Source organism: Actinomyces sp. HMSC075C01 (genome assembly GCF_001812965.1).
GTDB lineage: Bacteria > Actinomycetota > Actinomycetes > Actinomycetales > Actinomycetaceae > Actinomyces > Actinomyces acetigenes.
This window is the reverse complement of the sequence record NZ_KV811031.1, coordinates 158762-170714: the sequence shown is the minus strand read 5'-3', so window position 1 is coordinate 170714 and position 11953 is coordinate 158762. Positions and strand designations below refer to the sequence as shown.

The following is an 11953-nucleotide window of genomic DNA, read 5'->3' as shown; positions in this document are numbered from 1 at the left end:
TCGGCCCCTCCCTGCGCTACGCCAAGGCCCAGGTTACCCGCCAGCCGCGCGGCGGCGGCCAGGGTGGCTTCGGCGGAGGTCAGGGCGGCCAGGGCGGCGGCTTTGGCGGCAACCAGGGCGGTCAGGGCGGATACAACCAGGGTGGCCCCCAGCAGGGCGGCTACAACGGCGGTGGCGGCTTCGGCGGCCAGGGCCAGTCCGGGTACAACGCCCCCGCCGGCGGCGCCGCGGACGACCCGTGGGCCACGGGCGGCTCCACCTCCTTCGGTGACGAGCCCCCGTTCTGAGTCGCGACGTCGTCGATCCGTCCCCTCACACACAACACTTTTCATCTCGTAGAGCGCCCAGGCGCTCAGACCAAGGAGTACCACCATGGCGAAGCCCCAACTTCGCAAGCCGAAGAAGAAGGTCAGCCCCGTCAAGGCCATCAAGGTCGGCACCATCGACTACAAGGACACCGCCACGCTGCGGAAGTTCATCTCCGACCGCGGCAAGATCCGCGCCCGTCGCGTCACCGGCGTCTCCGTCCAGGAGCAGCGCAAGATCGCCAAGGCCGTGAAGAACGCCCGCGAGATGGCTCTGCTGCCCTACTCGAGCTCGGCTCGCTGATCGGAGGCACGCGCAATGACCACCAAGCTCATCCTCACGCACGACGTCTCCCACCTCGGCTCCGCCGGCGAGGTCGTGGAGGTCAAGGACGGCTACGCCCGTAACTACCTCCTGCCCCGCAAGCTGGCCACCCCGTGGACCAAGGGCGCCCAGCGCCAGATCGACCAGATGGCCGAGGCCCGCCGCAAGCGCTCCATCGAGTCCCTCGAGCACGCCCAGACCGCTCGCGCCTGGCTGCAGGAGAACGTCGTGACCGTCTCCGCCACCGCCGGTGACAATGGCCGCCTCTTCGGCGCCGTCACCACCGCGACCCTGGCCGACGCCGTTAAGGCCGCCGGCGGCCCCGCCGTCGACCGCCGCAAGATCCAGGTCGTGCCGCCGATCAAGTCGACCGGCCGCCACAGCGCCTCCGTGCGCCTGCACGCCGACGTCGTGGCCCCCCTCGAGGTCAACGTCGTCCCCGCGCGCTGAGCGCCGGGCATCCTTCCGCCGTCGGGCCGGGTCCTCCCCGTGGGGGCTCCGGCCCGACGGCGTCGTGCTGGGTCGTGCCGGCTGTCCGGTTCGTAGGGTAGGTCTCGCGTTCGTACCCTGAACCCCCGAACGCGAGGCATAAGGTACGAACGCGCGGTCGGCGTCGGCGATCATGTCCACAGCTCTGCCACAGGGCGCGCACTGCGGACGACGGTGGCGGGGAAGAGAGCCAGGATCCGGGCGCGCAGAACGTCGAGGTGCTTGAAGTCCGCCCAGATGAAGCGCTCGATGCGCCAGCCCATGCGAGTGAGGGCGTCCTGGCGCTGCTTCTCCTGCCACAGGCTCTCAGGGGCCTTGTACTTGATCCGCCCGTCGAACTCCGCCAGCACCCGGTACTCCGGCCAGGCCTCATCGGGGAAGTAGAGGCGGGAAGCATTCTTGATCGCCATCTGAATGCGCGGAGCCGGCAGGCCCAGGGCGCGCACGAACCAGTGCAGCAGCGACTCACCCGGCGATTCGGTGAAGGCCGAGGCCATGGCAACGACGGCACGTGCGCGCCGTGCCCCGGCACGTCGGCCCTGCGCCGTGACGGCGGCCTGGATCTGATGCCGGGCGGCCTCAACCCGACGGCTCGACTGCGCGTACTGGTATCGCGACGGACGAGCGATAGCGCGAAGCGCCGACTCGACCACGCACACTGAGTCATGGGCGGGAAGGTCGAAGGCGCAGTCGACCGCGGTCCGCCCCAAGGTGCTCACCGGCAGGCCCGAGACGGTGGTAATGTCCTTCTGCGGCATGCTCAGGCGTCGTCGGCGCAGGTACACAGGACGCTGCGCGCCCGGCGGGAGGGGAAGCTCCTGGTGGGGATGGCGTGGCCGAGAGGGGACGACGACGCTGACATCCGGCTCACGCTCCCGCAACCACAGACCGTGAACAAGAGCCGCGGACTCGTGGCTCAGGCAGCGTGCGGACTCGACCTGAAGGCAGGCGGCCGCGCAGCGAGCCAGACTGAGGCGCTCGCCGGCCTCCCAACGGGGCAGGTCCTGCGCGCCGACATCCCCATAGACACCACGAAGGAGCCTGACGGGGTTGCGCATGGCGGCCGGTGGGCCGGCGGACGCGACAACGGGTGGAAGCTGAGGCGGTTCGGGATAGGGCTCCATGCGGCAAGCGTGACGGGCGGGCGGATGAGGTGGCCACCGCAGCATCGGGGCCCTGTGGATGCAGCAGGGCGCAACGGCACTGTGGCCACTGGGCGACGGCGTCGTGCAGGCTGTCCGGTTCGTAGGGTAGGTCTCGCGTTCGTACCCTGAACCCCCGAACGCGAGGCATAAGGTACGAACGCGGGGGGACCGGGGCGGTAAGGGAGCCCGATCAGTGGCGCCAGGCGGTACCGCGCGAGCGCAGGTAGGTGGTGGCGCCGCGGGCGGCCATGAAGACCCAGGCGAAGGCGATCCACAGCAGCACCAGGCCCGACCTCGCCCCATCGGCCCCCGGCAGCACGCCGCCCCCGATGAGCAGCGCGAGCGGCACATAGGGCACCAGCGTCACCAGGCCCGCCCGGGCCAGGTAGCGGCCGTCGCCGGCGCCCATGAGCACTCCGTCGAGCAGGAAGACGACTCCGGCGAGTGGCTGCGCGCTCGCCGCGACCAGGAGCGTCGGGGTGGCGGCCGCGATGACGCCCGCGTCGGAGGTGAAGGCGCGGGGCAGCCAGGCCGCGCCCGCCGCCATGAGCACGCCGATGAGGACCCCCGTCCCGGCGCCCCAGGCCAGCATCCGCTTGAGGAGCTCGTCAATGGACCAGCCGGCGGTCGCCGCAGCCGCCCCGGCCTCCTCCTCGGTGAGGGCCTCAGCTTCCGGTGCGTTGGAGTCTGCGTCCGCCCTCTGGGCCTGTCCCAGGGCGGTGCCGATGAGGGCCTGCGCCGCCACGGCCAGCGCATCCAGGGCGAAGGCCGCGAAGCTCCACAGGGCGTTGACCACCTGGTGGGCGGCCAGCGACACCTCCCCGAGAGCGGTCGCCGCCCACACGGTCGCCAGGATCGCCACTCGCAGGCTCAGTGAGCGGATGAGCAGGGGCACCCCACTGCCCAGGGAGGCCCGCAGGCCCTCGCGGTGGGGGAGCAGACCCACGCCGGCTGCCCGGGCCGCCCGGGTGATCGGAGTGGCCAGCGCCAGCGCCATGGCCGTCTGCGCGATCGCGGTGCCGGCGCCCGAGCCCGCGATCCCCATCCCGACGCCGTAGAGCAGGATCGCGTTGACGACGACGTTGAAGACCGCCCCGCCGGTGGCCACGACGAAGGGCGTGCGCGTATCCAGCAGGCCGCGCAGCACGCCGGTGGCCGCCAGGACGACGAACATGCCGGGCAGCCCCGGGCAGGAGGCACGCAGGTAGGCCACGGCCGCCTGAGCCACCGCGCCGTCGGCGCCCATCGCTGCGGTCAGCCAGGGGGCCGTCAGTCCCAGGAAGGCGCCCGCCCCCAGCCCCAGCAGGAGCGCCAGCCACATGCCGTCAACGCCGGCCCGCAGGCCCTCGGTGCGTCGGCCGGCCCCGAACAGACGTGCCGTCGCCGCCGTGGTGGCGTAGGCCAGGAAGACGAACAGGCCCACCGTCGTCGTCAGGATCGTCGAGGCCAGGGACAGGCCCGCCAGGCTGACCGCGCCGAGGTGGCCGACCATGGCCGAGTCCGCCAGGACGAAGAGCGGCTCGGCAATCAGCGCCCCCAGGGCGGGCACGGCCAGGGACAGGACCTGGCGGTTGAGGCTGTTGGAGGCGGGACGGCTGGTGTCGGGCACGGCCCCCATTGTGGACCAGGGGCCGCGCCTCGGCAGTCCTCACGACCAGGTTGAGGATGAGGTTGAGGATGAGGTTGCCGGGCTGGATCGTGGACGTGACTGAGGCTATGCATCGCCGGGATTGTCCTGGGGGATCACACAACTATTCGAACCCAGGGAAAGTACTAGAAGGCTGAATATTTGCTGGAAATAAGCCTGATGAAGCCGATGTGCGGCCGAGATGGCGGGGTCTGGGGATAACTGGAACGGACCACCCTGTAGAGGAACCACAAACGGCGTGGATCTCAAGTCGAAGATGATGTTTGTCCACAGGTTTACCCACTTGTCCACAGACCACATTGTGATGTCGTGGGAAGAACCTATAGGAAGCCTGAACCCTTCGATCGCCGCGATGACGCCGAAAAGTCGCCCACTGGTGAGGGGGTTGCGCCGGGTGTGCACATCTGTGTCCACAGCGCACCCACGTCTGTCCCCAGGCTTCGGGGGTCTTCCCACAGTGGCGGTGCGGATATCCCCAGGGTGGGTGAACTTGAGAGTTTGCGGGGCCTGCCCGATGGCGTTATGGTCACGCGCGCGCTCCAGGCGGGCGAGCGTCTTCCTGACGCGGCGGGCCGTCGTCGGAAGCAGTAGGACGAGCCGGGACCAACCGGCGTGACAGTGCGGGAGGTGGCCGGATGGATCACGGCATGGGCGCTCAGGCCGGCTTGGGCGGTGCCGACGGCGGACGTGTCCGCACCGACAGCTCCGCCTTCGACCGCCTCCCGCCCCAGGACCTCGAGGCCGAGATGGCCACGCTCGGCGGCATGCTTCTGAGCAAGGAGGCCATCACCGACGTCATCGACGTCCTGCGGGGCCCGGAGTTCTACCGCTCGGCCCACGAGTCGATCTTCGATGCGATCGTCGAGGTCTACAACCGCTCCGAGCCCGCCGATCCGCTCATCGTCGCCGATGAGCTCTCCAAGCGCGGCGAGCTCGAACGCATCGGTGGCGCCCCCTACCTGGCCACTCTCATGGCCACCGTCCCCACTGCCGCCAACGCCGGCTACTACGCCCGCATCGTCAAGGACAAGGCGCTCATGCGCGGCCTGGTCCAGGCTGGCACCCGCATCACCCAACTGGGGTACTCCACCGACGCCGGCGACATCGCCGAGCTCGTCACGCTGGCCGAGGCCGAGGTCTACTCGGTGGCCCACCACGAGGGGGAGAAGGAGGACTACGTCGCCGTCTCCGAGCTCCTGGGGGAGGCCAACCTGGAGATCGAGGCCGCCCAGAACCGCGACAACGGGGCGCTGACCGGGGTGCCGACCGGCTTCATCGAGCTCGACGAGCTCACCGGCGGACTCCACCCCGGCCAGATGATCATCGTGGCCGCGCGCCCCGCCATGGGCAAGTCCACGCTCGCCGTCGACTTCTGCCGCTCAGCGTCGATCCACCACGGGATCACGAGCTGTTACTTCTCCCTGGAGATGGGGCGCATGGAGCTCATGATGCGCATCCTGGCCGCCGAGTCCAGCGTGGACATGAACAAGCTGCGCGGCTCGCGCCAGATGGAGGACCGGGACTGGACCGACGTCGCCGTGGCCTACAACCCCGTCTCCAACGCGCCGCTGTTCATCGACGACTCGCCCAACCTCACCATGCCGGAGATCCGCTCCAAGGCGCTGCGCATGAAGCAGCAGCACAACCTGGGGCTCATGGTCATCGACTACCTCCAGCTCATGAGCTCGGGCAAGCGAGTCGAGTCGCGCCAGCAGGAGGTCTCCGAGTTCTCCCGCTCCCTCAAGCTGCTGGCCAAGGAGCTGGAGATCCCGGTGATCGCCGTCGCCCAGCTCAACCGCGGTCCCGAGCAGCGTACCGGCAACAAGCCCCAGATGAGCGACCTGCGCGAGTCCGGGTCGCTGGAGCAGGACGCGGACATCATCGTGCTGCTGCACCGCCCGGAGTACTACAACAACGAGGAGCGCCCCGGCGAGGCCGACATCATCGTGGCCAAGCACCGCAACGGGCAGACCCGCACCATCCCCGTGGCCTTCCAGGGGCACGTCTCGCGCTTCGCCAACATGGCGCGCGACGTCACCCCCGAGCCCGCCTACGAGTAGGCCGGCCCGGCAGGGGACGGCGCCGGCAGGCGGACCGTGCGCAAGCGTAGGACGCCCACGGCCCAGCTCGCCGCCGTCAGCAGGACGGCCACGGTTGCGCCATGCTCCAGTCCGCGGCGGAGGTAGTCGGCCGTGTCGGGCCCCAGGTTCTCCACGACGACGCTGGCCAGCTCCCGGGTCGACCACAGCGGCAGGACGCGGGTCCAGCCCTCGGAAGGATCCACCAGCACCTGCACCGCCATCACCGACAGCAGCAGAAGTGCCCCCTCAAGGTCACGTGGAACCAGGGCGGCGGCCAGGGAGCCCAGGGGAGTGGCCACGGTGGCGGTCAGCAGCAGCATGACCGGCACCGCACTCGGGTGGGTGAGCTCGTCGCCGATCGTGGCAAGGACGAGGCCGCTGTAGAGCAGGCCGAAAATCCACCCGAGCCCGAGCACCGCGAGATATCGGCCCAGCAGCAAGGTCGCGGGCCGAGCCCCGCTCACGGCGAGACGACGGTCCACTGAACGGGACGAGACCTGCGTGAACAGCGCCAACGTCGCCGTCGCCCAGCCCAGGCCGATCGACAGGAGCCGGATCGCGGTCCAATGCGTCTCCAGGCGCACCAGGTAGAAGGTCAGCGGCAGAAGGGTCGCCAGCGCGAGGGCGCCGCGCCGTCGGGCAAGCTCACGCAGGGTGACGAGCGCGACCAGGCCCGTGGTCGCAGCCATCGACCGGAACCGGGCGTCCTCGGTGCGATCCCACTCGGTCTGCGGCGTGAACTGGTCAGGCGGCGTGCTCATGCGGACTCCTTTCGCAGCGTCCGTCGGGGCATTCGGTGGATTGTCCGGCCAGCGTCCTCCTGCGGGGCCGGCAGCTCGACGACGCGGTCAACCAGGTCGACGTCGCGCAGCAGGTGGGTGACCAGCAGGACGCCCGCGCCCGAAGCGCGCCAGGCCGAGATGAGGGCCCACAGATCCTCGTAGGCCAGAGCGTCAAGCCCCTGGTAGGGCTCATCCAGCAGGAGCAGGTCGGGGGCGTCGAGCTGGGCGAGAGCGACGTTGAGCTTCTGCTGAGTCCCACCCGAGAGCGTCCCGGCGGTCTGGTCTCCGCGCGCGGTCCAACCCAGGCGGGTGAGGAGACGGTGACCGGTCGAGATGGAGCGGCCTTGCCGAATCCCACGCGCCGCCCCGAAGAGCCGGAGGTGCTCGTCCACCGTCAGCAGCGGCGCCAAGGAGTCGAGCTGAGGCGCGTAGCCGAAATTCGGTGTCCTCTCGACGCTCCCACCGCTTGCACGCAGCAGGCCCGCGCACAGCTGAAGCAGGGTCGACTTGCCGGCGCCGTTGGCCCCGACGACGGCGACGACCTCGCCCCGGTGGATGGTGAGGTTGATGCCGGACAGGACCGTGCGCCTGCCGCGGCGCGCGGAGACGTCCGTCAGGCGCAGGACCACGGGGGATGCGGGCGAAGTCTTGGCAGATGCGGTGGTGAAGTCGGTGGTGCTGAGGTCAGCAGTGGCGTGGGGTGACGAGCTGAGTGAGGCCGGGCCGGGTGCCGTTGCCTGGTAGTCCCGTAGTGCAGAGGCGACCTCTCGGGCGTAGAGGACTGCAGGTCCGTACAGGTCGCCGGGCGGTGCTCCGGCCGCCTCGGCCTCCGCCCGGGTTGAGGCGGCCGTGCGCTCGACCTCGGAGGCCGGCAGGCCGTGGGAGGCGAGCTCCACGGCGAAGCTTCGGTACCAGTCGGTCGTCGTGTTCTGTGCTGGGTCCCTGGCTTCCTCGGGCCGGCTCATGAGGGGGCCTCCGTGTGCGCCTTCCGGCCTTCGATGAGAGCGCCGACCGCCGTGGAGAAGGTCCGCCACTCGGCCCGTCGTGCGGCGAGCTCGGTGTGTCCGGCGTCCGTCAGCTCGTAGTACTTGCGGGCGGGCCCGGAGGTGGAGGGGCGCCAGGAGACCGCGAGGAGGCCGCGCTTCTCCAGGCGCATGAGAGCCGGGTAGAGCGTGCCGCCGGGTACCTCGTCCAATCCGGCGGCGGCGAGCCGCTGGGCCAGGGATAGCCCGTAGTCGGCGTGCTCGGCCAGCAGCGAGAGCAGACAGGGTTCCAGGAATCCGCGCAGGAGGCGCGCCGCTGATGAGTCCATGGTTTATAGACTACCTAGTTACTAGGTTATCTGTCTACTGGACTGGCGTGCCGGTTCCCAGGGGCCGATCTGTCACGGATGGCGACTTTTAGGTGGGGCGGTGCTGCTTCATGCTGGTGGGCCTGGGGCGTCTGCGCAGGTCAGGCCGGTGCGGATGGGTCGGCGGCCGCAGCCGTCCGCCTGAAAAGTCGCCAGGAGTGACAGATCTGGGCGTAGAAGACGCACATCCGCCGCCGACGGGTTGACAACCGTCGGCGGCGGATGGTGAATCGGGAAGATCGGTGAGAAACCGAGGGGCGCCTCAGCGGTGCACCTCAGCCCTGCCGGTACTCGCCCTGGTAGACGTAGAGGAAGGGCATATTGCCGCGCAGCCCGTGCCGGATGGAGGAGGAGACGACCTCCTTGGCGGTGACGGCGGCCTCAAGCGGGGAGGCGCCCTTGGCGAGCTCGGCAGTCACCGCGGCGGCCAGGGTGCAGCCGGCGCCGTGGACGCGCTCGGTGCCCACGGCCTCAACCTCGAGGACCTCCAGGGTGGTGCCGTCGTAGAAGACGTCCAGCGCGGTGCCGGTGCCCAGCGACGGGCCGGCCTTGGCCAGGACATTGGGGACGCCCTGGTCATGGATGCGCTTGGCGGCGTCCTTGAGCTGCTCGACCGTGGTGATCTCCTCCATGCCCGCCAGCGTGGCGGCCTCGAAGAGGTTCGGGGTGGTCATCGTGGCGCGCGGCAAGATCTTGGTGCGCAGGGCGTTGTCCACCTCGAGCGCGCCCCCGAACTCCTGACCCTTGCAGATGAGGACCGGGTCGAGCACCACGGCGGGGAAGTCGTAGGTCTCCAGGGCCTGCTCGACGACATCGATGGTGGGCGCCGTCCCCAGCATGCCGATCTTGACGGCGTCAACGCGGGAGTGGACGGCGGCGCAGGTCTCGATCTGGTCGGCGATAACGCCGGGATCCACCGGGACGAAGCGGTGGTTCCACCCGTCCTTGGGGTCCATGGACACGATGCAGGTCAGGGCCGTGCAACCGTAGACGCCGAGGGTGTGGAAGGTCTTGAGGTCGGTCTGGGCGCCGGCGCCGCCCGAGGCCTCGGAGCCGGCGATGGTCAGGGCGATGGGAAGGGGTGCTGCTGTCATGGTCCTAGCCTGCGTCCTGATCGGGGTCGGTGGCCATCTGGGCGCACCGCGTGTTTGAGCAGCGGTGAGCGTGCAGCGGTTCCTGGCACCTTCGGTACCCGTCTGATGCTGTGGCGCCGTAGCTCCGCGGCGCCGTGGGTGCAGGCGTGGGCGCTGATGTGGGTGCTGCACCAACCATCAGTGTCTGCCGGTGAAAGTGCCAGAAACCTGACAGGTGCCTGCTATCTGACCCACAGTCTCGTATGGTGACAATTACTTCGTCGAGTTTGCACGCGTGCAGGTTGGAGACAGCACGACCGTGCTCTACAGCCTGGATTTGGTAGCCCGGATTCAGGTTTCGACAGATCGCATCGCCTATGAAGGGGGACTCATCACATGACTGAGTACATCGCCGCCATCGTCTATCCGGAGAAGTCCACGACCTACGAGGCCTTCAGCAAGATCAGCGCCGCTTCCGAGCGCCTGGGAATCGTCGGTGCCGTCCTGGTCGAGCGCGATGCCGATGGTCGGGTGACGATCCCCGAGGGGGAGGACGGTCGTGCCGGTCTGGGCCTGGGAACCGGCTCGCTCATCGGTGTTCTTGTCGGAGCCCTGGGAGGTCCGATCGGGATGCTGCTGGGGCTGGGGGTCGGCTCGGCCACCGGCGCCGCGGTTGACGTCTCCCGGGCGGATGTCGGGGATCTTGCCGTGAGCACTTTCGCCAACATGCTGGCGCCGGGATCCAACGCCATCATCGTCCAGACCGATGAGGGCGGCAGCACCGCTCCCCTGGACGCGGCCGTGGCTGAGCTCGGGGGCTCGATCGTGCGTCGTCCCCTCGATGAGGTCCTTGCTGAGCTCGAGGCGCAGGACGATGCCGCCGAGGAGGCCGCTGAGGCGGCGCGTCGGGCGATGCGTGAGGAGAAGCGTCAGGAGCGCAAGGAGAACCGGGAGCGCCGTATCGAGGCGCTTCGCGAGAAGTTCCGCCGCCACTGAGAATGGGCGCGACGCCGGCACAAGCTCGTGCCGGCGTCGTCGTCTGAAGTGACGAGCGACCGGGCTCGGTCGGACCGACGTGGTTCGATCGGGCCCGGCGCTCCTGCGGAGAGGCGCGTCCCCGCGGGCTCAGGCGTTGGCGATGGTCCAGCGGTGGCCGCGGTGCGCGTCCTTCTCGGCCTCGTCCACCAGGGCGACGGCGAAGTCGGCCACGGAGATCTCACTGCCCGCGGGCTGGTCGGTGCCCTCGGTGTAGGTGCCGGTGCGCGGCTTGTCGGTGAACTCCGGGGCGGGGGAGAGCAGGGTCCAGTTCAGAGAGCTGCCGGCCTCGCGGTAGAGGTCGAGGATCTCGGTGAAGGCGAGGGCCTCGGGCTTGTACTCCTCGGGGAACCCGGGGGTGTCCACCAGGCGGGTGCCGTCGGGGGTGAGCAGGGAGCCGGCGCCGCCGACGATGATGAGCCGGCCGGTGGGGGCCGCCGCGATGAGGGCGCGGTGAGCGTCAATGACGGGCTGGGCGGACTCTCCGCGGCCGGCGGAGACCGCGATGACGGTGGCGTCGGAGCCGTTGACGAGGTCGACGACGGCCTGCGTGTCTGCCAGGGTGAGGGTGACGTCCTGCGCGGCTCCCTCGGCGTGACGGCCCGAGCGTGAGGCGGAGACGACCTCGTGGCCGCGGCCGGCGGCCTCGGTGACGGTGGCCGAGCCGACCATGCCGGTTCCTCCGATGACGGCGATCTTCATGACTTCCTCCAGGTAGGTGGTGTGCTGGTTTGAGGCGAGTGCGTCGGGTGTCGGCGAACTCGCAATGACTCGATGGTATGATTTGGATACTGAGTACCTCAAAGTAACTAAGGGAGTGTGTTGTGTCACGGACTGAGGGGCTGATGGCTGAGCGTCGGAAGGCGGCACGAGGCGGCGCCAGCAGTGCGAGGAGCGCCGTCGCCGCTCGCGGCATCGACACCGCGAATGTGGGGAGCGCGATGGAGCTGTCCTCAAGCGAATCAGGAGAGGCGGCTCTTCAGGAGAGCGCCCCATGCTGCGCGGCTCCCGCCGGAGAGGGAGCTCAGGCTCCGGTCTTCGACTTCGACGTCCTCTCGCCCGCCTGCCCGTCGCGCACGGTACTGCGTCACGTCGTCGACCGCTGGACCCCGCTGGTGGTGATGGTCCTGGCCGACGGGCCGAGCCGCTTCGGGGAACTGCGCGCGAGGGTCGGCGGGGTCACGCCCAAGGTCCTCACCCAGACGCTGCGATCCATGGAGCGCGACGGCCTGGTGACACGCACCCAGCTGCCGGGCGTGCCGCCGCGGGTCGACTACGAGCTGACCGACCTGGGCCGCAGCCTCCAGGAGCCTATCGATGCGCTGCGCACCTGGATCCACACCCACTCAGCCCAGATCCTGGCCCACCGCGAGTCCTACGACGCCGTCGGGCCCTGAGGCCCCAGGGCGCTCGGGACGTGAGTGCGCCTGTCTCTGCGGCCGGGGACGTGCCGCGCGTGCGGGGACAGGATTTCCGTCCCCGACGGCGTCGAATGTCCCCGCCCGGAATGACACGCCCCCGACCGTGCGCAATGTCCCTATCGATGGTGGGCCGGCGGGAGCGGGCGCAAACGCTGGGCGCCGCGGGCTCAGGAAGTGGGGTGGCGCCTGTTGATGGTTGCTGGTGCCCGTCGGGGGCCGACTGTGCGGCCGACTGCGCCGCCGCCCCGCCGATGGCCGCCCTGACACAACGACAAAACCGGCAACCCCCACCTACGCT

General features: G+C 69.7%; 12 protein-coding genes and 1 pseudogene. 6 read left to right on the top strand and 7 right to left on the bottom strand.

Annotated elements, in window-relative coordinates; all coding sequences use genetic code 11:
- The 3 genes and pseudogenes from HMPREF2883_RS11810 to rplI all read left to right on the top strand — a co-directional run.
- Window positions 1-287: pseudogene (locus HMPREF2883_RS11810) on the top strand (single-stranded DNA-binding protein); the annotation flags it as partial.
- Window positions 288-372: 85 nt separating this feature from the next.
- Window positions 373-609, top strand: coding sequence for a 30S ribosomal protein S18 (gene rpsR / locus HMPREF2883_RS11805; protein WP_003783656.1), 237 nt, complete (start codon window positions 373-375; stop codon window positions 607-609).
- Window positions 610-624: 15 nt separating this feature from the next.
- A complete protein-coding gene (rplI, locus tag HMPREF2883_RS11800; protein WP_003783683.1) occupies window positions 625-1080 on the top strand; it encodes a 50S ribosomal protein L9 in 456 nt (151 codons plus the stop codon).
- Between the two features lie 170 nt (window positions 1081-1250).
- On the opposite strand, the gene HMPREF2883_RS11795 is transcribed toward rplI, so the two are convergent.
- Both HMPREF2883_RS11795 and HMPREF2883_RS11790 read right to left on the bottom strand, forming a co-directional pair.
- Window positions 1251-2243: a hypothetical protein gene (locus tag HMPREF2883_RS11795; RefSeq protein ID WP_256277469.1), complete on the bottom strand. Its 993-nt coding sequence runs from the start codon at window positions 2241-2243 to the stop codon at window positions 1251-1253.
- A gap of 211 nt (window positions 2244-2454) precedes the next feature.
- Window positions 2455-3882, bottom strand: coding sequence for an MATE family efflux transporter (locus HMPREF2883_RS11790; protein ID WP_070662708.1), 1428 nt, complete (start codon window positions 3880-3882; stop codon window positions 2455-2457).
- Window positions 3883-4547: 665 nt separating this feature from the next.
- Between HMPREF2883_RS11790 and dnaB the strand changes: the two genes are divergently transcribed.
- Window positions 4548-5972: a replicative DNA helicase gene (gene dnaB, locus HMPREF2883_RS11785; protein ID WP_070662705.1), complete on the top strand. Its 1425-nt coding sequence runs from the start codon at window positions 4548-4550 to the stop codon at window positions 5970-5972.
- On the opposite strand, the gene HMPREF2883_RS11780 is transcribed toward dnaB, so the two are convergent.
- The 4 genes from HMPREF2883_RS11780 to thiD form a co-directional block, all read right to left on the bottom strand.
- Entirely contained in the window at window positions 5963-6754 is a 792-nt protein-coding gene (locus HMPREF2883_RS11780) for an ABC transporter permease (protein WP_070662702.1), read from the bottom strand. The genes dnaB and HMPREF2883_RS11780 overlap by 10 nt on opposite strands.
- A complete protein-coding gene (locus HMPREF2883_RS11775; protein WP_070662699.1) occupies window positions 6751-7740 on the bottom strand; it encodes an ATP-binding cassette domain-containing protein in 990 nt (329 codons plus the stop codon). Before HMPREF2883_RS11775 ends, HMPREF2883_RS11780 begins: the two co-directional genes overlap by 4 nt.
- Entirely contained in the window at window positions 7737-8087 is a 351-nt protein-coding gene (locus HMPREF2883_RS11770) for a PadR family transcriptional regulator (protein ID WP_070662696.1), read from the bottom strand. The genes HMPREF2883_RS11775 and HMPREF2883_RS11770 overlap by 4 nt, the downstream gene beginning before the upstream one ends.
- 314 nt (window positions 8088-8401) lie before the next feature.
- Complete coding sequence (gene thiD / locus HMPREF2883_RS11765; protein ID WP_070662693.1) at window positions 8402-9220, bottom strand: bifunctional hydroxymethylpyrimidine kinase/phosphomethylpyrimidine kinase; 819 nt, start codon at window positions 9218-9220, stop codon at window positions 8402-8404.
- A 375-nt stretch (window positions 9221-9595) separates the two neighbouring features.
- Between thiD and HMPREF2883_RS11760 the strand changes: the two genes are divergently transcribed.
- The gene (locus HMPREF2883_RS11760; protein WP_070662690.1) at window positions 9596-10195 is read left to right on the top strand and encodes a DUF1269 domain-containing protein; all 600 of its coding nucleotides are present in this window, start codon (window positions 9596-9598) and stop codon (window positions 10193-10195) included.
- A gap of 129 nt (window positions 10196-10324) precedes the next feature.
- On the opposite strand, the gene HMPREF2883_RS11755 is transcribed toward HMPREF2883_RS11760, so the two are convergent.
- Complete coding sequence (locus tag HMPREF2883_RS11755; RefSeq protein WP_070662688.1) at window positions 10325-10936, bottom strand: NAD(P)-dependent oxidoreductase; 612 nt, start codon at window positions 10934-10936, stop codon at window positions 10325-10327.
- A gap of 239 nt (window positions 10937-11175) precedes the next feature.
- Between HMPREF2883_RS11755 and HMPREF2883_RS11750 the strand changes: the two genes are divergently transcribed.
- Window positions 11176-11631: a winged helix-turn-helix transcriptional regulator gene (locus HMPREF2883_RS11750; RefSeq protein ID WP_070662685.1), complete on the top strand. Its 456-nt coding sequence runs from the start codon at window positions 11176-11178 to the stop codon at window positions 11629-11631.
- Window positions 11632-11953 lie beyond the last annotated feature (322 nt).